This is a genomic window from Fluviicola sp. (assembly GCF_029266855.1).
Taxonomy (GTDB): domain Bacteria; phylum Bacteroidota; class Bacteroidia; order Flavobacteriales_D; family Crocinitomicaceae; genus Fluviicola.
Genome location: NZ_JAQSWB010000006.1, coordinates 154810 through 180165, shown reverse-complemented (window position 1 = coordinate 180165; position 25356 = coordinate 154810). Strand labels below are relative to the sequence as shown.

The following is a 25356-nucleotide window of genomic DNA, read 5'->3' as shown; positions in this document are numbered from 1 at the left end:
ATTTGATCATGAACTTAGGAAAAAAAGCTGGGAATACTTTAATCAAATCGGCTTTGCTGATTATGTCTTGCTGCATAGTCCTTACAAGCTGCAGTGTTTTTCAAAAAAGCGCTAAAAAAGAATTGAATGACGGCTTCTACACCCAGCGCAACGACCATCAAAAAAAACGGGTTTATATCGACATCGTTGAGGATAACCTGCGCATTCACGCTACTAAAAGAGTAAACCGCCAGCTCATCGTAGACACCACCCTTAAAATGCTTGTCTTCCCGAAAGAAATGAAAGGTGCTTACGAGCAAATGGTGTCGTTTAATAAAGCATCGTTTGATATTGACTTTTTTACCATCCCTCTCAAACTCAGGCCCGGACAAAAAAGCGTTCCTGCGCAATTGAATGCGAACCTGAATGGCGCAGTGTATCTTGGTTTCAGAACAGACAAATATGTGTTGAATTATACCGCCAATCCTTTGGGGAAATCAAACAGGGATATCAATCATTTCGGGTTTTCAATCGGGGCCTTTACAGGTTTGGGGAACACCTTCATGTCGCCCACAAATACGGACAATGTATTGCAGCAGGAATATGACGGAATAGTTTGGAGTAAGGGTCTGGCAGGAATTTTTGCCATCAATCATTTTACAGTCGGGCTTGCTCTCGGTTTTGATAACCTCCTGGATAAGAATAACAACATTTGGATCTACGAATCAAAACCCTGGCTCGGGCTTGCATTGGGCTTGAACTTGAACTAAAAGCCCGCATAATAATCAAATACTCTTTGAAACAGCAGACTCGTTCCCCCAAAAGAAGTTGATCCGTAAGCTAGTGGAGACGATTTAATTCTCGGACTTCCATCGCTTAAGACGACAACGGATTCGTGATTCGCAATTAAGAATTAACTACCTTTACCCGATCCGCCGCTGCGGAATAATAATCAGGACGCTCATTTCAAAACAGCCAAATGCAAACCATTGAAAGCAGAAAATAAATATACTATATTCACTTTTCTAATTGCAGCAGTTTGGCTTGTAAACGGGCTTGTATGCAAAGTCCTGAATTTGGTCCCAAGACACGAACAAATAGTTGCACGAATTTTAGGTCCTGACTATTCCAGGACTTTCACAATTCTCATCGGACTCTCAGAAATTATAATGGCTATTTGGATTTTGACAAAGTTCCAATCAAGACTCAATGCACTTACTCAAATAATTGTGGTGGCAGTAATGAATAGTTTAGAGTTTATCTTAGCTCCCGACCTTTTACTTTGGGGCAGATTGAACTCCGTATTCGCTCTCTTATTCATTGGGTTTGTTTATTACAACGAATTTATATTGAACCCAAAAAAGAAAGGGAAAGTAAGATGAATTTCCTAAAGAATCACCCTTTTGCAGTGGAAGCCTGGTTTGACAGTTCGCTCGTTCTGACTTTTGCTGTTCCGAAAGAACAAATTCAATCCTTCATTCCCGAATGCCTGGAACTTGATACATTTCAGGATAAATGGGCTTTCATAGCAGTTGCAATGGTGCAAACAAAAAACCTACGTCCGAAAGGATTTCCCAAGTTTATGGGAAATGACTTCTTTCTGATCGGCTATCGCATTTTTGTGCGCTATACAAACAATGCCGGTAAGCGATTAAGAGGTTTATACATCCTGAAATCGGAGACAGATAAAAAGAAAATGGAATTACTGGGAAATGTATTCACGCATTACAACTACACCACAACCGATATTTCAAAAAGCACACAAGACAATTTAATCACGATCCGGTCCCAAAAATCAGACTTTGAATTGGTTCTGGAGCAAACAGAAAGTGAAATTCATATTCCGGAAGGCTCCCCTTTTACGGACTGGAAAGATGCGAGAAAATTTGCAGGACCTTTACCTCATACATTTACCTATAACAAGGAAGATAATACCGTATTGATTATTGAAGGTGTTCGCCAAAATTGGAAACCGGAACCTGTAAAAGTAAAAAGCTATCATTTTGATTTTTTAAATTCATTAAAGCTGCAGGATGTGTCTTTAGCAAACGCATTTGAAATCAAGAACATTCCGTATTATTGGAAAAAAGGTAAAATTGAACGATGGACTTAAAGAGACGAAAATTTCAAGGGGTTCTTAATATTTTAAGCTTTAACCGGCATTTTTATGTCTTAGGACTTACAACTCTTGTACTGATCATTGGAAGCCAATTCATTTTTCACTGGCCAGGCAGCTTATTGTGGGTAATTATACCAGCTTTCATTTACGGGCTTTTAATACCATTACTTGTTTCTGCGTACGTTTACGATTATTCCGGGTTTTACCAATTTGACTGGTTGGATCAATTGAAGATCGAAGACACAAAAGACAAATTTAATTTAAACATAAATGCCGGTTTTGATGAAACGAGTTATATCATCAAACAGGTACTTCCTCACTCTGAACTGCAAGTGTATGACTTTTACAACTCTAAACAACACACAGAACCTGCAATAGTGAGAGCCAGAAAAGTAAGTTTGACTTATCCCAATACGCAGCAAATAAGTTCAAAATCAATTCCATTAAATGATCATTCGGTTGATACTATTTTTTTATTGTCTGCGATACATGAAATTCGCAACCACGATGAGAAAGTGCTCTTTCTAAAGGAATGCCATAGGGTTTGTAAGCCCACAGGTAACGTAATAATGGTTGAACACTTGAGAGACCTTCCAAACTTTCTGGCATTTACTATTGGGTTTACACACTTTTTTTCAAAAGCCACCTGGAGAAAAGCATTTGCTGAAGCTGGATTTACTTCGTTTAAAGAAACAAAGTTTACTCCATTTATGTCGATTTTTAATGCACATACTTAATGGAGATCCACGTTAAAACAATCGGTATTATGCTTATTGTCCTGGCACTGGTTCATGGCTTTTTCCCAAAGTACTTTAACTGGAAAGAAGAATTGAAATCCATAAGTTTGATAAACAGGCAAATGATGATAGTTCACACGTTTTTTATCGCATTGGTGCTGCTTCTAATGGGTTTACTTTGTTTCACTTCAACAACAGAGCTATTGGAAACCAAATTGGGCAAAATCATTTCACTCGGATTCGGGATCTTTTGGTCAATGAGACTTTTCATTCAATTCTTCGGCTACTCAACTAAATTGTGGAAAGGAAAAGCGTTCGAAACGACAATACATATGTTGTTTTCCTTACTTTGGACATATCTTAGCCTGGTGTTTTTTTGGATAGCAATGCATTAGCATTCTCAAAGAATAAAGAAATTAAACTACCCAAACTTTCTCCTGCATAAACACCAATTCCCATGAAATCGTAACTTTACATTTCCGCCGCTGCGGAATAATAATCAGGACGCTCATATCAAAACGGCCAAATGAAAAAAGAAACTACAGCAAATAACACAACAGCGCTAGTCGAAGATGCGACACCGGACAGACATATAAAACCTGCCCATTTATCAGCGGAACCGCTATCACGTTTGGATACTCAGTCGGCGAAACCGCATCCCATCAGTAATTCCGATGTTCCTTATCGCGATCTGACGAATGCCGAAACCAAGCGGGCAAGCATCGAACAGCTTATCGATAAACTGGATGTGAAGCACAATCTGAGGTATCAACGAACAGCTGACGATACCTACTGCAATGTGTATGCCTATGACTTTTGCTATTTCGCACAAGCCTATTTGCCTACCGTTTGGTGGACAAAAGAATCCCTCGAAAAAATACTGGCCGGACAAGAGGTTGTGCCTGTGTATGACGAAACAGTTGCCCGTATCTACTCGAGTGCCATCCACGATTGGTTGTTACTGTGGGGAGCCAGTTTCGGTTGGAAAAGGATGACGGATCTCGATGAAATCCAACGGAAAGTAAACGAAGAAGGCGGGGTTGGGATCATTTGTGCCAAACGGAAAATCGTAGGCCTTTCCGGACATATTTCAGTTATTGTTCCTGAAACCCATGGTAAAAAAGCATACCGGGAAAATGGAGTGGTAATCTACCCTTTGCAGTCGCAGGCAGGAAAACTGAACTACAATTACTTTGCAAAAGCACGGAAAGACTGGTGGAGTCATGAGCGTTATTCTTCGTACGTCTTCTTTTACCATGATTAAACAAACAGTATCCATCCAAAACCCTTAATAATCCAAGACAATAAATGAACGCAAATCAGAAAAATAAATACTACTGGGGAATTGGATTGGAGAATGAAACCTACCTGCAATTCGAAGAATCACTCGTTGTTTCCGGTGCATTTATTCAGGAGAATATTGGCTGTGAACGCTACAGCATTGACTACAGAACCTGCTATAAATACGGAGTTCTGGCAAGTACCGTAGAAACTGCTTTCGATAAAAATAAAAAGTATACCGTAAGCCGGATGATCAATAGTCATTCACTGGATAAACTGGATCTGGAATACCAGCATAAGACTTTGGCAGGAACAACACCTCCGGAAGACAACCCGGAATATCTTGGAAAATCGGTCCTGGAGGCCTTTTTGGAGACCCAGCCTTACAATATCCAAAGTATGCTCACTCAAAAGAACAACCCGATGGGATCTGTGAACTTTGATGGCGACTCAATCGAATTCGTAACCAAGTACTTTGAAAACAGAACAGTATCGGATTCTTGTGATGAACTGAAAGCGACCAAGCAATTATTTATCGACAAACTGAACGAATCGGCTGTCCTTGACGGAAAACTGCATTTCCCCAATTACAACATCGGACTAAACATGTTCATGTCCAACCGGGAAAACCTGGTGCTGTTTAATAACGGTACCTACCATTTTCATCTTACATTGCCTACCCTGACAAAAAACAGCCGGATCGTGGATTACCCGGAATTTGACAGGATCCACGCCAATGCCATTTACCTGCTGCAATGGTTCGAGCCTTTGTTCATTGCAACATTAGGCAGCCCGGATATTATGGGAGTGATCAGCGAAAAGCATCACTTAAAAGAAAAATTCGCTTTGGGTTCCATGAGAAACGCCATGGCGCGCTATACCGGAGTTGGGACCTTCAACAAAGTCATGGCGAAAGGAAAAGTTTTGACTTACCCGGTAGAAGAATTCAGAAAGCTATTAAAGTTTACCAAAGAAGAAAACATTTGGTGGCGCGACCGGATTGAATCGGAGCTGGGCTATGAATTGCTTTCCGACGTCGGACTGGATTTCAACCAGGAAAAAATGTACCAGAGCGGGTTTGAGTTCAGAAGCTTTGACGAATTCCCTGCAAGCTATTTGAATGACGTGCTGCATGCCATTATTCTCATCTGTGAACACTCCTTACATCTCCCTGATGTAGCTTGGGGACATAACAGTGTGGTGTGGAACAGTTTAGTTTTCAAATCTTTGAAGAACGGCCATCTCACGGAAATTAACGAAGCAGAAAAGAAAGAGTTACTTGATTTATTACACCTGACTTCCCACCAGGCTGAATTTGCTGCAATCGGGAAGCTCGATGAATTTTTCTTTCAAATCCTTGCAGTACTGCATGAGAAATACAAAGACGAAAACGTATGCATCGATTCCATGGTCGGTGAAAAGACTACTGCGGCACCAAAATGGGATAATTTCAACAAATACCAGTCGGAGCAGCATCTGAAGCAGATTGAGGGGCTTGGATAAAGAATAGAATTTAAATGTTTGAGCGGTCGCAGTATATTTTCATACTTCTGGGTTTCTTTGTTCTATCCGGAATAGGAATGTGTTTTGGAAATCCCAAGGGGGTATCCTGGTTGGATTGGATTAACACAAACGGTCGATGGGCTTTACTTCTCGCTCCTTTATTATTTCTCTTCTTAGCCTTGCGTCAGTTGCGAATCTGGAACGTATCCGCAGGAGAAAACGAAATTTATCTCAAACGTTTTTTAGGCTCCAAAAAGATTATCCTTCAGAAAAAGGACATGATCTCATTCGATGTTGAATTGGACATCGATCCTTCGTGGATGAAAAATCCGCGCAATACCATTGTTGTAAAGCTTCAGACAACACAAGGAGAATTCACTTTTAATTCATCTGATTACAAGTTATTTGACAGCACCCTGAACAAATTATTCTCGCAAAACAAGGAAATGCGTACTCAATGCTTCGGGCAAATTTCAAGATTGAAAAACAAAGCGGGGATTTAACCTTTTTTGTCAGACACCACTTTAGCATTCGTCTGCTTTTTTTTGTGTAATTTTGCACAAACTAATCGAAAAGGAATGTCAGCAACAGCAACAGATCTTGGAATACAAGAAACATTAAAAACATTGGGAATCGAAGCGGTAAACCGCGGAGCTTCAACAGGAGGATATTGGTTTAATACACGTGGAGCTCAAATCGATTCGGTTTCGCCTGTAGACGGACAAGTAATTGCATCTGTTTCTTCGGCAACGGAAACAGAATACGAAGCAGTAGTTTTGAAAGCACAGGAAGCATTCAAATACTGGAGAATGATCCCGGCGCCTAAACGCGGTGAGGTGATTCGTCAGCTGGCTGAGAAAATTCGCGAGAAAAAACAGGCATTGGGTGAACTCGTTTCTTACGAAATGGGGAAATCATTGCAGGAAGGTTTAGGAGAAGTTCAGGAAATGATCGATATCTGTGATTTTGCAGTTGGTCTTTCCCGTCAGTTATATGGTCTTACCATGCACTCTGAGCGTCCGGGACACAGAATGTATGAGCAGTACCACCCACTGGGAATCGTAGGAATTATTTCCGCATTCAACTTCCCGGTTGCGGTTTGGAATTGGAATACAGCTTTGGCTTGGGTTTGTGGAGACGTTTGTATTTGGAAACCATCCGAAAAAACACCTTTGACAGCTATTGCATGTCAAAAACTGACACAGGAAGTTTTCGAAGCAAACGGAGTTCCTGAAGGAGTTTCCTGCTTGTTGATCGGGGATGCTGAAATCGGAAAATTGATGTCAAACGATACACGCATTCCGTTGGTTTCTGCAACAGGTTCTACCCGTATGGGGAAATTGGTTGGTGAAGCAGTTGGAAAACGTTTGGGTCGCCACTTATTGGAATTAGGAGGAAACAACGCAGTGATCATCACGGAAAGTGCTGATTTGAAAATTGTGGTTCCCGGAGCGGTATTCGGTGCAGTAGGAACTGCCGGACAACGTTGTACTTCCACTCGCCGTTTGATCATCCACGAATCTGTTTACGATAAAGTAAGAGATGCTTTGGTGAATGCATACAAACAATTGAAGATCGGAAATCCTTTGGATCAAAACAATCACGTTGGACCGCTTATCGATAAAGATGCAGTAGCTGCTTACCAGAATGCGTTGACACAAGTTGTGGAAGAAGGTGGTAAAATTTTGGTTGAAGGCGGAGTGCTTTCAGGTGAAGGATACGAATCCGGATGCTACGTGAAACCGGCAATTGCAGAAGCTCAGAATACTTTTAAAATTGTACAGCACGAAACCTTTGCTCCTGTTCTGTATTTGATGAAATACACAGGTGGTGTAGAGAATGCGATCGCTATCCAAAACGGAGTTCCTCAGGGATTATCTTCGGCAATTATGACAAACAACCTGCGTGAAGCAGAAGCATTCTTGTCTCAGGCAGGATCTGACTGTGGAATTGCAAACGTCAATATCGGTACTTCAGGTGCTGAGATCGGCGGAGCTTTCGGTGGTGAAAAAGAAACCGGTGGCGGGCGTGAGTCAGGATCCGATGCATGGAAAGTATACATGCGCCGTCAGACAAACACGATCAATTACACCGATTCATTGCCATTGGCACAGGGAATCAAATTTGATTTGTAAATCATTTTAATATAAACCACGTAGGGGCGCGATTAATCGCGCCCCTTTTTTATTACCTACCGGTCGCTTCATTTTAGCGAGACCGGTAGGCTCGCTTTAAATCTGTGCATCAGTGGGAGAAAAATAATAATACGTTTAAATTGTGGGTTAATCGCGCCCCTACGTGGTTTATCATATTTAATCAACCTCGGAATCCACAATCTCCACCACTCTTCCGACCAGTTTATCAACCGTCATAATTTTGATCCCATGTGGATGAGAAGGAGCGCTTGTGAGTAAGGATTTTACAATTCCTTCAGTCAGTTCTCCTGTTGCCTGGTGCTTCTTTTGAATAAACAAGACAAGCATTCCCGGTTTGATATCTTTTCGCTCTGGTTTCATGATCCAAAATTACGGAGAATTGAATCAATCTCAAATGAAAATAAACGCGTGTGAAATCATCCGAAAGTGATCTGGAATTCTTAAATATTTAATACTTTTAAAAGACAATCATTCGAATATGAAACCGAATCGGGTTAGCTGGTTTTTACCTGTAGAAAATTACATCATTCACACAAAATTAAGCGAGGAAGAAATCATTCAACGCTTAACCGAACTCACAAAGAATACAGGTAGTAAAAGCAATGCTTCTTTGTTTGGTTTAGGAACCCTGTTTGGTCAAAAAAGCGGTGGTCCTTATGAAGGGAAAATCCAGTCAAAAGAATTCAAAATAAGCCGAATTATTTCCTATCGGAACTCTTTTCTACCTGTAATAAAAGGTTCTATTTCCTCTTTTTTGAATCAGAGAGAAATAACAATTTCCATGGGGCTCAACCTGGTGGTTAAAATATTCACGATTGTTTGGTTCTCAATTGTTGCAATAAGTGCATTTTTCATCCTCGATAAATTTCTCCACACTAATGAAAACCCATTCCTGACGAACCTTTTCCCATTACAAATGGCCGTGTTTGGATACGTGGTAATGATTCTTTCATTTAAGTTTGAAAGCAGAAAAAGCAAGAAAGATCTGAAAAAATTGTTCGAAGCTGAAGTGGTCTGAAAAGCTTAATTTTTCATACTTTTAAAAGACAATCATTCGAATATGAAACCTAATCGAGTCAGTCGATTTTTACCTGTAGAAAAATACCAAATACAAACCAAACTAACTCCGGAAGAAGTAAAAGAGCGGGTTGCTTTGATCACAGCTTCAGAATACAATGGAATAGTATCCGGAAACACGTTCAAATTAAGCCGATCCATCAAATACCAAAACTCGTTTTTACCTGAAATAAAAGGAACAATTGCTAGCTATCTTGGAAAAACAGAGATTGATATTTCAATGAGTTTGAATCTCTATGTAAAAATATTCGTGATCGTTTGGCTTTCTCTCACAGGAATTCCATCAGCTATTATTCTTTTGGCACTGGTAAGAATGTTAATCCACTTTTACTTTAAAGGTTTTAGTCCGTTCCTGCTTATTCCGATCGGGATGTTCATTTTTGGCTATTTACTAATGCTTGTAGCATTTAAATCAGAAAGTAGGATAAGCAAAAAAAGATTGAATGTCCTTTTTGAAGCAGAACCAAAATAGACAAGTATATTTGAGCCGGAATGATAACTCAAATACTCAATAACGGAATTACTACTGAAAATTCGGATGCCCTGAATCGCAAGATCCGTATTGGAAATTTGATCGCTTTATTGACGGCTACGGTAATGTTTTGTTATACACCTGTATACGTTTATTACGAACAACCGGTCGGGATTCTCAATAACAGCTTTTTCTTTGCCGCAAGCATTATCACTTTTTACCTCATCCGTAAAAAAAAGTATTACCAGGCATTTTTCTTCCATGTTTGCTGTGGGTTTCTCTACTTTATTGAAGGAACACTCGCTTACGGCTTGCAAACCAATCTTCACTTCTATCTCCTGATCATGTGTATGATCAGTGCCGTGATGTTTGATCACCGGAAAACGATCCAGGGCTTCATTGCCTTTGCTATTCTTTCGTTCTTCGGCCTGATTTCATGGCTGCAGTTCCACAAACCCTTCATCTCTGTGCCGGAACAGTCCGAAACTATTCAAACTATTATCGGGAACGTCAATTTGCTGCTGCTCTTTATCATCAGTTCACTTTTCATCTTGTTCTTTAAGGAGGAAATGTTGAAATCGCAAAAACGGATTACAGAGCAGAAAGATCTGATAGAAGAGAAGAACAAAGATATTGTCGACAGTATCCAGTACGCACAGCGCATTCAGCTGGCTTTGCTTCCGAGCAGGAATAATCTGAAGGGAATGTTTCCCGGCTCATTCCTCTATTTCCAGCCAAAGGATATTGTAAGTGGTGATTTTTACTGGATCTTTCAAAATGAGGATTATCGGTTCGTTGCAGTTGGAGATTGCACAGGTCATGGAGTACCGGGTGCGCTGATGAGCGTACTGGGAATTAATCTCCTGAATGAAATTGTGGAGAATAAAGCGGTTTTTAATCCTTCGGAGATTCTCAGCGAACTGCGTTCGGGAATTATTGCTGCCTTTGACAAAGAAGGCAAAAGCAGTGAGTATAAAGACGGAATGGACATTTCAATCCTACGCATCAGCCGGAAAACAAATACGTATGTCTTGGCTGCTGCAAACAATCCAGTCTATCATATTTCCGGTTCCGGATTGGAAGAACGAAGCGCAGACAGGCAGCCGGTCGGATACTCCCATGAATTACGACCTTTTACCGACCAGGAATTGCCCTATCAAAAAGGCGATCTTCTTGTTTTGTTTACGGATGGTTTTGCAGATCAGTTCGGGGGACCGAAAAACAAAAAGTTCCGCTATAAACCTTTCAGGGAAATCCTGGTTCAGGGACAAAATGAAGATCCGGAAAAGATCCTTGCTGCAACTTTTGAATCCTGGAAAGGCAGTTTGGAACAAGTCGACGATGTATGTGTATTAGGTATTCGTTTGTGACTGTAGTTAGGCCCATTACAAAGAATAATTCAAGTATGGATAAGAGTCCGCCGCGGCGGACGAAGACTGAGGCTCTGTCTCACTCGATCCGAAGCGATCATTTGTTTGATCTGCTTTGGTCAAGACAGAAAACCGAGGGATATAACTACTATATTCCATAGTTAAAGCATATTTATAGCATGGATTAAGCATGGATACCCCACCTTTTAACCTACGAAGCTCGAAAGAGCGCTGAAAGCCCTAACCAAAGCGTCAGTGTTGAAAACCTTGACCATAGCGTCAATGGAAGTAGGGAATAACCTGCGAAGTCGACGACGAAGTAGGTTTCGCATTCGTAGCGACTACAAAGTCTGCTACTGTCACCCTGAGACGTAGCGACTGTAAAGTCTGCTACTGTCTCCTTTTTTAACTAAAGTGATTTCAAATCTACTTTAGTCTTTGTTAAATCTTCTAACTTTACACAAATTCTCAACCGTGAAAATCGCTTTCTTTAATCAAAAGAATCAGTTCAAAAAGTATTTGGAAGAACTCAAAAAAGTTCCTGTGATGACTTACGAAAAAAGTCAATTGGTCGAGAAAGTCAGTTCCATCGAAATTCATAACTGTTCCAATCTGAAAGACCTTGATTTAGCATTCTTCTTTGATTACCGGATTTTCCCTGAAAACATTCTTTCAGGCTATCCGCAATGGAAAGACGAGCAAAGAGCTATGAGATCGGGCGATACCATTCTACAACAGGTTTATCTCCCACCCATTCCGAAATTTTCTCAAAAAGCACTTTTCGGAGTTCGGATTAAAGAGGTGATTAATGAAGAAAAAAGATGTGGTTTCAGTTATGAAACTTTGAAGGGGCATGTTGAATGCGGAATTTCCTATTTCTTAATGGAAGAAGCGAATGGAAAAGTCCTTTTTAAAATTCAAACCTTTTCCAAGCCGGGAAATTTCTTCACGCGCTTACTTGGTCCCGTTTTCTCCATTCCGTATCAGACTTACTGCACAATAAAGGCATTAAAAAATGTCAAAAGAATACTCGAAACCGAATCACTTTAAGCAATGAAAAAAATATTCCTGCTCTTCTTTATTCTTATCGCCACGGGTACGGTGGTGTTATTCCTTTACCGGAAAAATGACCAGCCAAGCCGTACGTATGAGATTGGGGAACGCTTGGACAGTTTAAATCATGTAATAGTTTATTACAATGGCGGAATGGGAAATGTCAGCGGAAGGAACACAGCACCTGACGGATACAATATCGGTTTAAAATACCAATGTGTTGAATTTGTTAAACGCTACTATTACGAGCATTACAAGCACAAAATGCCGAATGCGTACGGGAATGCCATCGACTTCTTTAATAAAGCCCTGGAAGACGGGGAATTGAACGCAGACAGGGACCTGATCCAATATACCAATCCCAGCAGGAAAAAACCTCAGGTCGGCGATTTGATTATTATGGATGCAACCTGGACCAATGAGTACGGACATGTTGTGATCGTTTCCAGGGTTTCGGACGATGAGGTAGAGATCATTCAGCAAAATGCAGGAAATCCCGATCATCCGAGAGACGTATACGATTTGGAATTGAATGACGGCTTATGGGAAATCGACCATTCCAGGATTTTGGGCTGGCTGCGGATGAAATAAGTAGGGATATGATTAAGGAATTGATCACTCCGATAACTATAGGGATCACACCCACTCTTCTTTTCTCCCGCAAATGCACAAATTATTGGCTCGGCTACCGCACTCGCTTTTGAACTATATGAGCGATAACTTATTAGTCTATAAGGGAGGCGACTGGTAAGCGCCTCAAACATTTGCGTATTTGCGGTAAATATGTTTTTGTATTATTAAGAAAGGTTTGGGTGCAAATAATATATATATCTACTTGAAAAGCGTATCCTGGAAAGAGATCGTATAGTTCCTTATCTTAAACCTCAAATCAAAGCTTCTTCCGGAAGTTTCCTGCTCTGTTTCCTCATCCACCAGTTTTTCTTTGACCCGGACTACCAAATCTGTTTTTTCAGCACGGTAATTAAAATCTCTTTTGAAACAAATGACCTGATCAATCCCTTCTCCGCAATCACGGGATACAAAATGAAACGGATCGCCGCTTTTACGAATTACTTTTCCCCCGGCTGTAAAAATCAAAGGTGAATCCTCACAATATCCGCTTCCACTCAATTTCTGTGAAACGAGTACATAGTTTCCGGCTAAAACAACTAATTTCTCCAAATCGTAAGAGCAGTCTCCGCTCAGTGCCGGGATAACTCCCTGCCGGATCATTTTGAATCGTTGTTCGTTCTCCTCCTTCAGACAAAAGAAAGGATTCGGATCGTCATCTTCTCCCAGGTAACAGCTCGCAATCCAAACATACTCACCCGATCTCACAAAGTAGGCTAGTGTATCTTCTTCGTCGTAACCGGAAAAGTCGTATTTATCCAGAACCTTTAAGGAAAAATTGTTGTCGAGTCTTTGCAGTTCTTTGGCATTCAAATAACCTTTTTGTTCCTTGAGCTTCTCAAAGAGTTTTCCATCATTGATCTTCTTCTGCTGCTTGGGACTATTGCAGGAAACGATCAGTGCAAGAACCAATAATCCGTAAAACCATTTCGTTTTTCTACTCATTTTTGATAGTTGGACGTATCCCGATAGCTATCGGGATTGAATTTTGAATTACTCTTTCTTTCCACCTGCCAGTTTAAAACTTATCCGGTAATAAAAGATCGGAAGGAAGCCCAATTGCGTTTTCTCTGCCAAAGGTTCCTTACTCGGGTCAGCTAAATCAGGCGCATACGCCAAACCTAAAATATTTCGCGTGTTTAGAATATTCACCAAATCCAAACCGATCTCGTGCGTAACTTTGCGTGCATTCATCTTCCAGCTGATCTTCAAATCGGCACGGAAGTAATCTTTGAACTGACGGGTATTGAACAGGGAATCACTGAAGATCAATTCTTTCTGGGCACTTGTTTCCGGCAAATTGATGTAGCCATAACGCTTCCCGCCGGCAACGGTTATTTTTCCGCCCAAACCGATTGTGTGTTTCTTTCCTTTTCCAAGTTGAAATTCTTTCCCAAACAAGATATTCGCAGTGTACAATCCATTGTAGCTGGTATTGCGCTCAATTCCGTCACTTCCTTTATACTTGCTGTCGTAGATAGAAACGGTTGTCAGGATATAAAAGCTTTTGTCGAAGAATTTTTGAAGGGTCAATTCCAATCCGTAATTCACACCTGTTCCTGTATTCTTCAGGGTATCCGGGAAGAAACGCGCAAATCCGCTTCCCTGGTTGATCATGGAAAAGGATGAGGGCTGAACCGTTACCGGAACTTCATACAGGTATTGGTAGTAAACTTCTGTTTTGAACTGGAATCCTTTTTTAAAATTCTTTTCATAGCCCAAAGCCGAATGCATCGATTTGGTGAAACCCATCTTCCTATTGTGGTAGACCTTGTTCCCGGACGGATCGTCCAAATGATAAGTGTATGTGTAATAAGGTTGGGTTTGACTATGCAATCCAGCTCCGGCGAATAATTTCTGATTTCCTTTCATCACCCATTTCCATCCCAAACGAGGTTCAACCGGGCTAAGTGCATTGCTGAATGAATAATACTGCGCATGTAAACCTGCAGTAAAATCCATAGTTTCCGTAATCCGGTATTTCCATTGGAAGAAAGGCTGAATTAAAATTCCTCCCTGCCCTTTGTAATCCCAGCGATTGATAAATTGTGTTCCGGCAGTATTCAAAACGCTGTCTCTCATATTGAATGTGAGTACATCTGCGTTCAACCCTGTTTTAATGATGTGTTGCTTTCCAATTTTGTGATTGATGCTGAACATGCCCGAATACTTCGAAATATCGAAATTGTAACCCATAATCCGGTAAATACTGTCCACGCGTATATGAACCTTGGCCTCGCCTCCCTCATAAGTTGTGTCCAATGAACGGTTCAAGAGGTCGTGGTGCGAATGCTGGTTTTCGATACTTGCAGAGAAAGTAGTTGTCAGGAAAGTACGTTCGGAAAGTGATTTCTTATAAGTCAATCCGGCAACAGCCATCCCGGTTCCAAAATATTGATCGCGGTCTCCTTCTCCGTAAAGCTCCTTTGTATAGTCAGTTTGTTCGGAAACCAGGATCTTGATGTCGCTCTTCCCTCCCATTCCCCAAAGAGAAAGCTGACCTCCTTTTTTCATGGGGAAATTGAATTTAAAAGCACCGTCTCCATAAACCGGAACGGCATCTGTTCCGATACGGATTCCCATAAACTGGAACAGGCTTAGAGTAGAATAGCGGCCCATGATCAAATAACTCGCATTTGATTTTTTACTCAAAGGACCTTCTGCTAAAACTTCCGTTCCCAGGAATCCGAACTGGCCTGTAAATTCGTGCTGCTTTGAATTCCCGTTACGCAACTTCAAATCGAAGATCCCCGAAACAGAATTTCCATACTCGGCAGGAAAGGCAGACATAAAGAAGTCTGAATTCGCTAAACTTTTGTTATTGATAATAGAGACTGGTCCACCGGAACTTCCTGAAACGGAAAAATGTGACGGATTCGGAATATCAATTCCTTCCACTTTATAAACGATTCCAAGCGGGGAATTTCCACGAACTACAATATCATTCCGGGAATCATCGGCACCCTGGACTCCCGCAAAATTACTTGCCATCCGGGCAGGATCTCCCCGCGACCCGGCATAACGTTCGGTTTCTTCAACTGAAAATTGCTGGGCGGAAACAGTTGCCATTTCATTTTTTACTTCTCCGGGTTTTTGAGCGGTTACAACCACTTCCTCTACTTCGCTGATGCGTTCTTTCACCTTAATTTCCAGAACTGTTTGCCTCCCGGAATTTACTTCTACGGAGTTGGCGTAGTTTTCATAAACGGAGGACTTGATCAACAAGGGGTATTTCCCAACAGGCACATTCAAAAACTCAAAAACACCATCGTCATTGGTCATGGCTTTTAATTTCGAACTGTCGGAAAGAGTAAGAATGACCTGTGCACCAAAAACCGGGAAATCCGATTCGGAATCCAAAACGGTACCACGAACAGTTTGAGTAGGCTGCGCAATCAAATGGGATACAAACGCGCAAAACAATACGGTAAGGATAGTTTTCATTCTTTGAGTATATCAGGCGTAAATATACACTTATTGGATAGACTTCAAATACTCTTCCTTAGTCCATTCCTTGATGTACACTCTGCGCAGATCCAAAAATTCCATCGGGTTATTCTTCAGGTTACGCACGCGGGAATAGCTCAATGTAAAATCATTTGCATACCAGAGCGGAATGATCGGTGGGTCTTTCATCAACTCAATTTCAGCCTTTGAGAACAATTCCAATCTTCTCTTCTGATCTGCCGAACGTCCCATTTCAAAGTATTTGTCGAATAAAGGATTGATGTACCGGGATTGATTGCCGCTTGAAGGCATGTCTTTCTCCTTCGGTACTAATTTTCCATAGAAATTCCCAAGGAATGTTTCCGGACTGGAATAATCAGCTACCCATGCAGTGCGGAACATATCTCCCCTTCCCATATTTCCATCTTCGTTTCTTTGCTCGAAATTGGAACCGTCAATATTTACATTGATCCCCAGCGTCTGGTAAATCTGGTCTGCTAATTCTTCAGCTACGGCTGTATTCAGATCACTAATGTCCAAACGCAGGTCCACACTTCCGAAACCTTTTCCGCCCGGGAAGCCTGCTTCCTCCAATAATTGCTTCGCCAGTTCGGGATTGTAATCGTAACCATATTTTTTGATCTCAGAGAAATTATACCCTTTGAATACCGAGTTGATCGGTGGTGTGATCCCATAAATTCCATACTCGTAATACTGGTTCCGGAGCACGTTGTCAGCCAGGCGTTTTCTGTCGATCGCATAATTAAATGCTTTTCTGACACGAACATCCCTGAAACGCGGATCGTTCATATTGAAATAGTAATATTGTGTCGTCAATAATGGATTATTATATAATTCTTTCAGTGGCGGCTGAGCATTGAAATCCGAGATACGCCCTTCCAGCATTTCAGTGATCCGCGAAGTTGGTAACCCCGAAATTAAAAGCGTTTTTCCCTGTTCGAACATTTCCAGTTGTTCCAGCTTTCTTGTCTGAACATAGAAAACAACCGAATCCAGGTAAGGCAATGCATTTCCTTTATTGTCAACCATATAGTAATCCTGGTTCTTCAATAAAACATACGTTTCTTCTTCCGTTGGTTTTGTAAAACAGAAAGGACCTGTTCCAACGACATCCGTTTCTTTGTCTGCCTCCACTATTTTCCGGGAAACAATGCTTGCACTTAAGTTCGCCAGTTTATTGATGTAAGTTTGATCGGGATTATTGAGTGTAATTTCAAACTGATTCTTCTTAATTTTTATTCCGCTAATTGATTTTGCTTTCCCTTCGTAGTATTCTTTCGCGCCTTTTACCTGGTTTGCAAGCAGGAACAAATAAGCAGCCGTAGGATTTCCCTCTGCATTTGGTTTACATGCTTTTTCAAACGTGAAAAGTACATCATCCACTGTCAGCTTTCGGTCTTCCTTCGATTCGAAAACCGGATTCTCATGAAAGTATACATCGTCCCTGATTGTAAATGTAAATACAGTTCCGTCATTGCTAATACCCCACTTTTCAGCAATTTGCGGCTGAAGCGAAAGATCATCGGCATTGAAGCTCACCAAGCCTTCCATCACCTGTGAAAGCAATTCGAAAGAATAAACATCATTTACTTCTCTTGCGATAAAAGTAGACGGAGTGTTATCTAATGCCATTTTAAAGCTGCCCCCGGCATACTCAAATTGTTTTTTGTCTGAACCGCAGGCTGTAAGGATAAGAATAAGGAGAAATACAGAAACTAATTTCATAGCAGAAGTATACGTTTATCAATACAAGAATAGAAAATCTTTTTACTAAAATAACTTAAAAAAACAAAATATTCGTATCTCGAATGTTAAGTTTTTAGTTGGTTTAATCGACGAATGACCATTATTTCAGGATAAATAAACCGATTAGGTGGTTTAAGTCAAAAAAAAATGTAATTTCGTTGTCTAAAATGTTGGTAATGTAAAAAATAGCTATTATACTTGCCACAGTTTTTAGTGTAGCTACTAACAAAATGAAACAAATAAAATTAATCTTACTGTGCTCTTTCGTATTACTGCTAAGCTTTACTAGCTCAGCGGTTCTTTCTATTGAAGGAAGTTATCAGGGTAAAAATTTATACGTTCAGAATCCGGAAGACGGAGACGGTTTTGGCTTTTGTGCTACGAAAGTTACTGTAAACGGCGATATCTTACCCGGCGGAACAGCTATCTCGGCTTTTGAAATCGACTTTTCTCTTTTTAATATAGAAATCGGTGAACCCGTTTTCATTGTTATCGAACACAATGACGGATGTAAACCAAAAATTTTGAACCCGGAAGTATTACTTCCACGCAGTACATTCAATACTGTGGACATTCAAATTCAGAATAACGGAATGCTTACCTGGAAGACAACGAACGAACAGGGAAAACTTCCGTTCATTATCGAACAGTACCGCTGGAACAAATGGGTGAAAATCGGTGAAGTTCAGGGAAAAGGGACTCCCGGAACAAATTCTTATGAATTCCTGGTAGCACCTCATTCGGGCGAGAATACGGTTCGTGTTGTTCAGATCGACCATTCCGGAGCTAAGAGAAACTCTAAAGATGTGAAGTTCACATCTTCTGTTCCGATTGTCGTCAAGAATCCTGTCAAGGTAAAAGATCAGATTAATTTTACCGCATCCGGAAAACCTATCGAAACGAAGTACGAAATCTATGACGCATATGGAAACATCGTCAAGAAAGGGATCGGTTCATCTGTTCCTTGCTCTAACTTGTTGAAAGGAGCTTACTACATTAACTTCGACAATAAAACCGAAAAATTCTTTAAAGGTTAAAGCCCTGAAAAAATAATTAAAAACCGGCACTTCGACTTCGCTCAGTGACCGGTTTTTTTATTTCTGCAATTCTGCAAATTATTTATTTCCCACGCAAGAACACGGATAACTATGTCATAAAAACTTCTGTGCCCGTCCGTGGGAGAAAAAGACAAGTCGTAATTAATCGTGTATCAAAACAATTCGTAATTGAGAATTCGTAATTTTGGTACATGAATAAAATCGAACACATCGGGATTGCTGTCAGAAACCTGGATGAGGCAATTCTTACCTATACCGAACTTCTTGGAACGGAATGCTATAAAACCGAAGCGGTAGAAAGTGAAGGAGTGAAAACGGCTTTCTTCCAGGTAGGTGAATCAAAAATCGAACTGCTGGAAGCAAGCAACGAAAACAGCCCGATTGCCAAATTCATCGAAAAAAAGGGTGAAGGAATTCATCACATTGCCTTTGATGTTACGGACATTCAGCAATCCATGAGCGAACTGGCCGCGAAAGGATTTCAATTATTGAACGAAGCACCGAAAAACGGGGCGGATAACAAACTGGTAGCGTTTATTCATCCTAAATCTTCGAATGGAGTTTTGGTAGAATTATGCCAGGAAAAAAAATAAGATGAAAACACTACTTTTTCTCTCATTGCTAATCACCGGCACCACTTTCAGTCAGTCCAAAAAAGATTTAAAAGCCCAAGTTGCATCCTATCAGCAACGTCTAGACTCAATGAATCTGGTACTCGAAAAAACGCAACGCATCAACGATTCCTTATCAAGCGAAATCCGGCAGAAAGAGAATGCATTGAAAACCAAACAAGCTGCCCTCGACAAAAAAACGAAGGAATTGGAAATTCTTAATGCCCAAGTCGAAAGCTTCAAAGCATCCAAACAAGAATCTCCTTCCCCCAAGTTTCCGAAAGCACCAAGAAATAATCCATTTAGCAACGATGGTGGAAACGGTTCAGGAGATGGAGGCAGTCAATTGGGAACTGATAATTATCGGCACCTAATAAATGACCTGGATGTTAGTGGGATCCATTCCAAAGAGTCCTGCACACTCGCCTTCCGGGTTAATGTGGGTAAAAACGGTGAAATCATTGGGGCTCCAGCAGTTATTAGAGAACGTACTACAACTTCAAATGAAGTATTGATTAAGAAAGTTTCCGCGCTTATAAAGTCTCAGGCAAAATACAGTTCCATTAAAGGGATTGGAAATACGGAAGAGACCATTTTCATTCGGCTTAAGTCTGATTAATTCAATCGAAAAGACTGCTTATTTCCTGATTTTTACCCAAAAGAATCGCCTCAATCCCAATTGATCTTGCTCCTTCCACATGTTGGGGACTATCATCAATAAAGACTGTTTTCGCAGGATCAAGTTTATTTTCCGAGCACACAAATTCAAATATGCTTGAATCCGGTTTGCGCATTCCGATAGCGGAAGAGAAATAGGTCTTCTCAAAATACTGTTCCAAATTCCGGTGACCAACCGACTTATTCAAGGATCTTCTCACCGCATCAATATGCAGGTCGTTGGTATTGCTCAGCAGAAATATGCGGTATTTCTTAGAAAGCTCTTCCAAAAATTGCAAACGTTTCAGAGGAAAATCCAGAATCATTGCATCCCATGCATGAACAACCTGGTTGGCTGTTGTCCCCGGAGGTAAACGATCCAAAAGCTGATTAACAAAATGAAAAGAAGAAACCTCGCCTCTTTCAAAACGATCAAATAAATGGGTTTGCTGTAACTGGGAATAAGATTCGCCGAAATTGGCCATTCCCAAAGAAATAAATGCCTTTTCTGTTAAATCGTAATCCAAATTCAACAAAACGCCCCCCAAATCAAAAATGATTGCTTCTTTTGAGTTATTAATCATAGTGCAAAGGTAATAAGTTCACTTCGAATCGCTGAATTATGGAGGAAAAAGATTTAAATGCGTTAGTGCAAAAACTTCAATTGCGCTTGAGTCAGCGTAAGCTGCTTGAAAAACTCCAGGCACAGATCCTAAAAGATTTTCAACGGTCCGGAATAAGTCATTTCGAATTGAAAAGCACAGATCCGATTCATTGGAACGAAGAAATTCAGGTTATCCTCAAGCAATTATCGGAAAATGAACTGCAACACCTACTTTACCTCATTGATATTCCGGAACTCATTTTAAGTCAAACAGCAAATCACGAAAACCGCTTGTTCTACCTGTCAAATGCCATTCTCCATCGCGAATTAATGAAAGTATTTTACCAAATTCAGTTTAAGTGAAAGGGAATTATAAATGATGTAATTACCAATTATCAGGACCAAAAAGGAAGCAATCTTGATAATTAACTCTTTCATAATTGCTAATTATTTTTTGCCCTCAAACAATATATAGTGATTTTGCATTTTTTTATCGCAATTTCCTATTCACGCTTGGTATAAAAGTTTTAACTTTACCCACCATTATAGTGCAGGAACATGGATAAAGTGACGTACGTCGGAAATGCAGATGTAAATGCGATAGAGCATTTATATCAATCATATATTAAAGACCCTGAAAGCGTAGATATCAGCTGGCAAAAATTCTTTGAAGGATTTGATTTTGCCCGTATGAACTATGAAGACGGCGGTGAAATTCCTGAAAATTTTCAGAAAGAATTCAAAGTAATTAATTTGATCAACGGTTATAGAGGCCGTGGCCATTTATTTACAAAAACCAATCCTGTTCGCGAGCGCCGGAAATACGAACCGACACTTGCAATCGAAAACTTTGGCTTGGATGCATCCGATTTGGATACTGTTTTCCAGGCCGGAGAACAAATCGGGATCGGAGCGGCTACCCTGCGTGATATCATCCAGGATTTGGAACAATGTTACTGTCAATCCATCGGAATCGAGTATATGTTCATGCGCGAACCGGAACGTTTGGAGTGGTTCAGAAATAGCATTGAAGTAAAAAACCGACCGAAATTTGATGTAGAGCGCAAGAAACGCATTTATAAAAAACTGGTTCAGACTTCCAATTTTGAAGCCTTTTTAGGTAAAAAATATGTTGGTCAAAAACGTTTTTCCGTTGAAGGTGGTGAAGCATTGATCCCGGCATTGGATGCTTTGGTTGAAAAAGGATCTGACTTGGGTGTGGAATATTTCGTAATGGGAATGGCTCACCGCGGACGATTAAATACACTGACAAATATTTTCCAAAAACGTCCGCAGGATATCTTTTCCGAATTTGAAGGAAAGGAATTTGATGCTGATGGCGTTTTCGACGGTGACGTGAAATATCACCAGGGATACACAAGCTCTGTTAAAACTGCGAGCGGAAAAGAAGTAGGTCTGACACTTGCTCCGAATCCTTCTCACCTGGAAGCTGTTGACCCGGTTGTTCAGGGAATTGCACGCGCAAAACTGGATAGTCATTTCAAAGATGAAAACAAGGTTTGTCCCGTAATGATCCATGGTGATGCTGCTGTTGCAGGACAGGGAATTGTTTACGAAGTAATCCAGATGGCTTTGCTTGACGGATACAGGGCAGGCGGAACAATTCATATCGTAGTAAACAACCAGGTTGGCTTTACAACAAACTTCCACGATGCACGCTCATCCACTTATTGTACAGATGTCGCTAAAACCACACTTACACCGGTTTTCCACGTAAATGGTGATGATGTGGAGGCAGTTATTCAAACCATTGAAATAGCAATGGAATACCGCCAGAAATTCCACCGCGATGTGTTTATCGATTTATTATGCTACCGCAAATACGGTCATAATGAAGGAGATGAGCCTAAATTCACGCAGCCGAATCTGTACGACATCATTGCAAAACATCCGAATCCAAAGTTGATTTACCAAAAACAATTAACTGCGGAGGGTTCCTTGTCTGAAGATGATGCTAAAAAGATCGAAGACGAATACAACAATTATTTGGAAAGCGAGTTCGAAGCGGCCCGCAAGAATGAAAAAGCTGTTGTATGGGATTTTCTGAGTTCAACTTGGGAAGGTTTCCGTCACAGCAAGTCTGAAGATTTTGATTCAAGTCCTGAGACCGGGATCAAAAAGGAAAAACTACTGGAACTTGGTAGAAAATTAGCAACTCTGCCGGAGGGTAAAAAATACTTCCGGAAAATTCAAAAGATATTTGATGACCGCTTAGCGGCTGTTGAAAATAATAACCTGGATTGGGGAACAGCTGAAATGCTGGCTTATGCCACCCTTTTGGAAGAAGGTGTTCCTGTTCGTATTTCCGGACAAGATGTGGAACGTGGAACCTTCTCTCACCGTCATGCTGTTGTAAAAACAGAGGATAATGAAGAAGAGATCGAGACCTTGAATATGCTTTCGGACAAACAGGCTCGGTTTACTATTTACAACTCCCTGTTGTCGGAATATGCGGTTCTTGGATTTGAATACGGCTATTCACTGGCAACGCCGAAAGGATTGACTATTTGGGAAGCACAATTCGGAGACTTCTTCAATGGTGCTCAAATTATGATCGATCAGTTTATTACGGCAGGTGAAGACAAATGGTCTACTCAAAGTGGCTTGGTCATGCTTCTTCCTCACGGATATGAAGGACAGGGTGCAGAACACTCAAGCGGCCGCATGGAACGTTGGTTACAGCAATGTGCCGATGATAATATCCAGGTAGTGAATACTTCTACACCGGCAAATCATTTCCATTTGCTTCGCAGACAATTGATTCGTCCGTTCCGTAAGCCTTTGGTAGTATTTTCTCCTAAATTATTACTGCGCTACCCGGCTGCTACTTCCACATTGGAAGAAATGGCAAGCGGAAGCTTCCAGGAAGTAATCGATGATCCGAATGCAAAAGCAGGCCAGGTAGACACACTTGTTTTCTGCTCGGGGAAATTCTATTACGAAATGAAAGAAAAAGCCGCAGAAATGGGTGTTGATAATATGGCATTTGTCCGCGTTGAACAATTGTATCCCTTGCCTCAAAAACAAATTGATGCGATCGTTGCAAAATACAATGCGAAAAATGTTGTTTGGGCACAGGAAGAACCGGCAAACATGGGTGCATGGACTTACATTGCCATGAACCTCAGACACATTCCGTTTATCGGAATCACAAGACCCGCATCTGCAGCTGCAGCCGAAGGTTCTAAAAAATTACACGAACGCCGTTTGAAAAAATTATATGCAGATGTATTTCAATTCGCATCTGTAACGGCTAAATAAGATAAGACAAAACTAAATACGATTCAATTATGTCAATCCTTGAAATGAAAGTACCTAGCCCGGGAGAATCGATTTCTGAAGTGGAAATTGCAACCTGGTTAGTTTCGGACGGTGACTATGTAGAAAAAGACCAGGCTATTGCGGAAGTTGATTCTGACAAAGCAACATTGGAATTACCGGCGGAACAGGCAGGTATTATTACTTTGAAGGCTGCAGAAGGTGACGTAGTAAAAGTTGGGCAGGTAGTATGCTTAATCGATACTTCAGCTGAAAGACCGGCCGGATCTGCTGCTCCTGCTGCAGAAGCTCCTAAGGTGGAAGAGAAAGCTGCTGTAACGGCTCCGGTTCAAACACCTGTGGCTGCTGAAAAAACAAGCACACCCGCTCCAAACCCGGGACCGGTAAGTGACAGCTATGCGAAAGGAACTCCGTCTCCGGCTGCTGCAAAGATTATGGCTGAAAACGGTGTTTCCGGTACTAAAATAAATGGTACTGGAAAAGACGGACGTATCACCAAGCAGGATGTTGTGGAAGCAATGGCTGCCGGAATTTCTGCTGATGCCGCTCAGGGATGGGGAGGAACCCGCGATCAGAATCGCGAGAAAATGTCCATGCTTCGTCGCAAAATTGCAGAACGTCTGGTATCCGTTAAAAATGAAACGGCCATGTTAACTACTTTCAATGAAGTTGACATGAAGCCAATCATGGATTTACGCACAAAATACAAAGACCAGTTCTCTAAATTCCACGATGTGAATCTTGGATTCATGTCTTTCTTTACGAAAGCGGTAACAGAGGCTCTGAATTTGTTCCCTGCAGTAAATGCCCAGATTGACGGAAACGAAATGATCTTCCACAATTATGCAGATGTAGGTATTGCAGTTTCTTCACCGAAAGGATTGATGGTACCGGTTGTTCGCAACGCAGAACAAATGAGCCTGGCGGAAATCGAAAGAGAAATCAAACGCCTGGCAGTTAAAGCGCGTGACGGAAAAATTACTCCGGAGGACATGACCGGCGGAACGTTCACTATTACAAATGGTGGAGTGTTCGGTTCAATGATGTCAACACCGATTATTAATCCTCCGCAGTCTGCTATTTTGGGAATGCACAATATTATTGAGCGTCCGGTAGCAATCGATGGCAAAGTGGAAATTCGCCCGATGATGTATTTGGCATTGTCTTACGATCACCGCATTATCGATGGTAAAGAATCGGTTGGATTCCTTGTTAAAGTAAAAGAGATGATTGAAAATCCCGAACGAATTATTTTCGGAGGAAAAGATCCATATGCAGTACTCTTAGGATTGTAAGAGTCGGCAAACAAAAATAAACCCTGTATTTCTTGAAATGCAGGGTTTTTTTATTGGCAAAAATTCGTTGTTGAAATTTTGTAATTGAATCAGAATGCTCTGATTATTCGGATTTAGTCGATAATAAGAAAAAACGCAAGAGCCAGACGAATAATTAACTATTAACCAGTTAATTGTCCTGTTAAAGTTTCAGTGAAATAAAATTACTGCTTCCTTTGGACACATTTTTACATAAATGAA

At 40.9% G+C, this 25356-nt stretch carries 25 protein-coding genes; 20 read left to right on the top strand and 5 right to left on the bottom strand.

Annotated elements, in window-relative coordinates; translation table 11 throughout:
- Nucleotides 1–8 precede the first annotated feature (8 nt).
- The 9 genes from K0S23_RS13465 to K0S23_RS13425 all read left to right on the top strand — a co-directional run bounded on the left by K0S23_RS13465 (nucleotide 9) and on the right by K0S23_RS13425 (nucleotide 7754).
- A complete protein-coding gene (locus tag K0S23_RS13465) occupies nucleotides 9–749 on the top strand; it encodes a hypothetical protein (protein ID WP_300358315.1) in 741 nt (246 codons plus the stop codon).
- A 219-nt stretch (nucleotides 750–968) separates the two neighbouring features.
- The gene (locus tag K0S23_RS13460) at nucleotides 969–1361 is read left to right on the top strand and encodes a DoxX-like family protein (protein ID WP_300358313.1); all 393 of its coding nucleotides are present in this window, start codon (nucleotides 969–971) and stop codon (nucleotides 1359–1361) included.
- Complete coding sequence (locus tag K0S23_RS13455; RefSeq protein WP_300358311.1) at nucleotides 1358–2092, top strand: DUF2071 domain-containing protein; 735 nt, start codon at nucleotides 1358–1360, stop codon at nucleotides 2090–2092. The genes K0S23_RS13460 and K0S23_RS13455 overlap by 4 nt, the downstream gene beginning before the upstream one ends.
- A complete protein-coding gene (locus K0S23_RS13450) occupies nucleotides 2083–2835 on the top strand; it encodes a methyltransferase domain-containing protein (RefSeq protein WP_300358309.1) in 753 nt (250 codons plus the stop codon). The genes K0S23_RS13455 and K0S23_RS13450 overlap by 10 nt, the downstream gene beginning before the upstream one ends.
- A complete protein-coding gene (locus tag K0S23_RS13445; protein WP_300358306.1) occupies nucleotides 2835–3230 on the top strand; it encodes a hypothetical protein in 396 nt (131 codons plus the stop codon). Before K0S23_RS13450 ends, K0S23_RS13445 begins: the two co-directional genes overlap by 1 nt.
- A gap of 131 nt (nucleotides 3231–3361) precedes the next feature.
- The gene (locus tag K0S23_RS13440) at nucleotides 3362–4099 is read left to right on the top strand and encodes a hypothetical protein (RefSeq protein ID WP_300358303.1); all 738 of its coding nucleotides are present in this window, start codon (nucleotides 3362–3364) and stop codon (nucleotides 4097–4099) included.
- A gap of 44 nt (nucleotides 4100–4143) precedes the next feature.
- Nucleotides 4144–5619, top strand: coding sequence for a hypothetical protein (locus tag K0S23_RS13435; protein ID WP_300358301.1), 1476 nt, complete (start codon nucleotides 4144–4146; stop codon nucleotides 5617–5619).
- Between the two features lie 14 nt (nucleotides 5620–5633).
- Nucleotides 5634–6122 (top strand): hypothetical protein, encoded by a 489-nt coding sequence (locus K0S23_RS13430; protein ID WP_300358298.1) that lies wholly within the window; start codon nucleotides 5634–5636, stop codon nucleotides 6120–6122.
- Between the two features lie 75 nt (nucleotides 6123–6197).
- Nucleotides 6198–7754 (top strand): aldehyde dehydrogenase family protein, encoded by a 1557-nt coding sequence (locus K0S23_RS13425; RefSeq protein WP_300358295.1) that lies wholly within the window; start codon nucleotides 6198–6200, stop codon nucleotides 7752–7754.
- Between the two features lie 177 nt (nucleotides 7755–7931).
- Here the strand turns inward: K0S23_RS13425 and K0S23_RS13420 are convergent, their stop codons facing one another.
- The gene (locus K0S23_RS13420) at nucleotides 7932–8135 is read right to left on the bottom strand and encodes a YwbE family protein (protein WP_366944316.1); all 204 of its coding nucleotides are present in this window, start codon (nucleotides 8133–8135) and stop codon (nucleotides 7932–7934) included.
- 118 nt (nucleotides 8136–8253) lie between these two features.
- Between K0S23_RS13420 and K0S23_RS13415 the strand changes: the two genes are divergently transcribed.
- The 5 genes from K0S23_RS13415 to K0S23_RS13395 all read left to right on the top strand — a co-directional run bounded on the left by K0S23_RS13415 (nucleotide 8254) and on the right by K0S23_RS13395 (nucleotide 12338).
- Entirely contained in the window at nucleotides 8254–8793 is a 540-nt protein-coding gene (locus K0S23_RS13415; RefSeq protein ID WP_300358293.1) for a hypothetical protein, read from the top strand.
- Between the two features lie 42 nt (nucleotides 8794–8835).
- Nucleotides 8836–9324, top strand: coding sequence for a hypothetical protein (locus tag K0S23_RS13410; RefSeq protein WP_300358290.1), 489 nt, complete (start codon nucleotides 8836–8838; stop codon nucleotides 9322–9324).
- A gap of 20 nt (nucleotides 9325–9344) precedes the next feature.
- On the top strand, nucleotides 9345–10694 hold the full coding sequence (locus K0S23_RS13405; RefSeq protein WP_300358287.1) for a SpoIIE family protein phosphatase: 1350 nt from the start codon (nucleotides 9345–9347) through the stop codon (nucleotides 10692–10694).
- A gap of 474 nt (nucleotides 10695–11168) precedes the next feature.
- On the top strand, nucleotides 11169–11744 hold the full coding sequence (locus K0S23_RS13400; protein WP_300358285.1) for a DUF1990 family protein: 576 nt from the start codon (nucleotides 11169–11171) through the stop codon (nucleotides 11742–11744).
- Nucleotides 11745–11747: 3 nt separating this feature from the next.
- Nucleotides 11748–12338, top strand: a complete 591-nt coding sequence (locus K0S23_RS13395; RefSeq protein ID WP_300358282.1) for a CHAP domain-containing protein — start codon at nucleotides 11748–11750, stop codon at nucleotides 12336–12338.
- A gap of 240 nt (nucleotides 12339–12578) precedes the next feature.
- Here K0S23_RS13395 and K0S23_RS13390 read toward each other — a convergent pair whose 3' ends face one another.
- From K0S23_RS13390 to K0S23_RS13380, 3 genes are read right to left on the bottom strand one after another with little or no spacing between them, the layout of a single operon-like run.
- Nucleotides 12579–13322, bottom strand: coding sequence for a hypothetical protein (locus K0S23_RS13390; RefSeq protein WP_300358239.1), 744 nt, complete (start codon nucleotides 13320–13322; stop codon nucleotides 12579–12581).
- 48 nt (nucleotides 13323–13370) lie between these two features.
- Nucleotides 13371–15821 carry a TonB-dependent receptor gene (locus K0S23_RS13385; RefSeq protein ID WP_300358236.1) on the bottom strand — a complete coding sequence of 817 codons (2451 nt, stop codon included), beginning with the start codon at nucleotides 15819–15821 and terminating at the stop codon, nucleotides 13371–13373.
- Nucleotides 15822–15851: 30 nt separating this feature from the next.
- Complete coding sequence (locus K0S23_RS13380) at nucleotides 15852–17570, bottom strand: ABC transporter substrate-binding protein (protein ID WP_300358233.1); 1719 nt, start codon at nucleotides 17568–17570, stop codon at nucleotides 15852–15854.
- A gap of 251 nt (nucleotides 17571–17821) precedes the next feature.
- Here K0S23_RS13380 and K0S23_RS13375 point away from each other — a divergent pair, with 251 nt between their 5' ends.
- The 3 genes from K0S23_RS13375 to K0S23_RS13365 all read left to right on the top strand — a co-directional run bounded on the left by K0S23_RS13375 (nucleotide 17822) and on the right by K0S23_RS13365 (nucleotide 19879).
- Nucleotides 17822–18628: a hypothetical protein gene (locus tag K0S23_RS13375; protein ID WP_300358230.1), complete on the top strand. Its 807-nt coding sequence runs from the start codon at nucleotides 17822–17824 to the stop codon at nucleotides 18626–18628.
- 212 nt (nucleotides 18629–18840) lie between these two features.
- Entirely contained in the window at nucleotides 18841–19242 is a 402-nt protein-coding gene (mce, locus tag K0S23_RS13370; RefSeq protein WP_300358228.1) for a methylmalonyl-CoA epimerase, read from the top strand.
- A 1-nt stretch (nucleotide 19243) separates the two neighbouring features.
- Complete coding sequence (locus K0S23_RS13365; protein WP_300358226.1) at nucleotides 19244–19879, top strand: hypothetical protein; 636 nt, start codon at nucleotides 19244–19246, stop codon at nucleotides 19877–19879.
- 1 nt (nucleotide 19880) lies between these two features.
- On the opposite strand, the gene K0S23_RS13360 is transcribed toward K0S23_RS13365, so the two are convergent.
- Complete coding sequence (locus tag K0S23_RS13360) at nucleotides 19881–20501, bottom strand: HAD family phosphatase (protein ID WP_300358223.1); 621 nt, start codon at nucleotides 20499–20501, stop codon at nucleotides 19881–19883.
- Nucleotides 20502–20539: 38 nt separating this feature from the next.
- Between K0S23_RS13360 and K0S23_RS13355 the strand changes: the two genes are divergently transcribed.
- The 3 genes from K0S23_RS13355 to odhB all read left to right on the top strand — a co-directional run bounded on the left by K0S23_RS13355 (nucleotide 20540) and on the right by odhB (nucleotide 25116).
- Nucleotides 20540–20884 (top strand): hypothetical protein, encoded by a 345-nt coding sequence (locus tag K0S23_RS13355; RefSeq protein WP_300358221.1) that lies wholly within the window; start codon nucleotides 20540–20542, stop codon nucleotides 20882–20884.
- Nucleotides 20885–21079: 195 nt separating this feature from the next.
- Entirely contained in the window at nucleotides 21080–23803 is a 2724-nt protein-coding gene (locus K0S23_RS13350; protein WP_300358219.1) for a 2-oxoglutarate dehydrogenase E1 component, read from the top strand.
- A 29-nt stretch (nucleotides 23804–23832) separates the two neighbouring features.
- Nucleotides 23833–25116: a 2-oxoglutarate dehydrogenase complex dihydrolipoyllysine-residue succinyltransferase gene (odhB, locus tag K0S23_RS13345; protein WP_300358216.1), complete on the top strand. Its 1284-nt coding sequence runs from the start codon at nucleotides 23833–23835 to the stop codon at nucleotides 25114–25116.
- The last annotated feature ends 240 nt before the right edge of the window (nucleotides 25117–25356 follow it).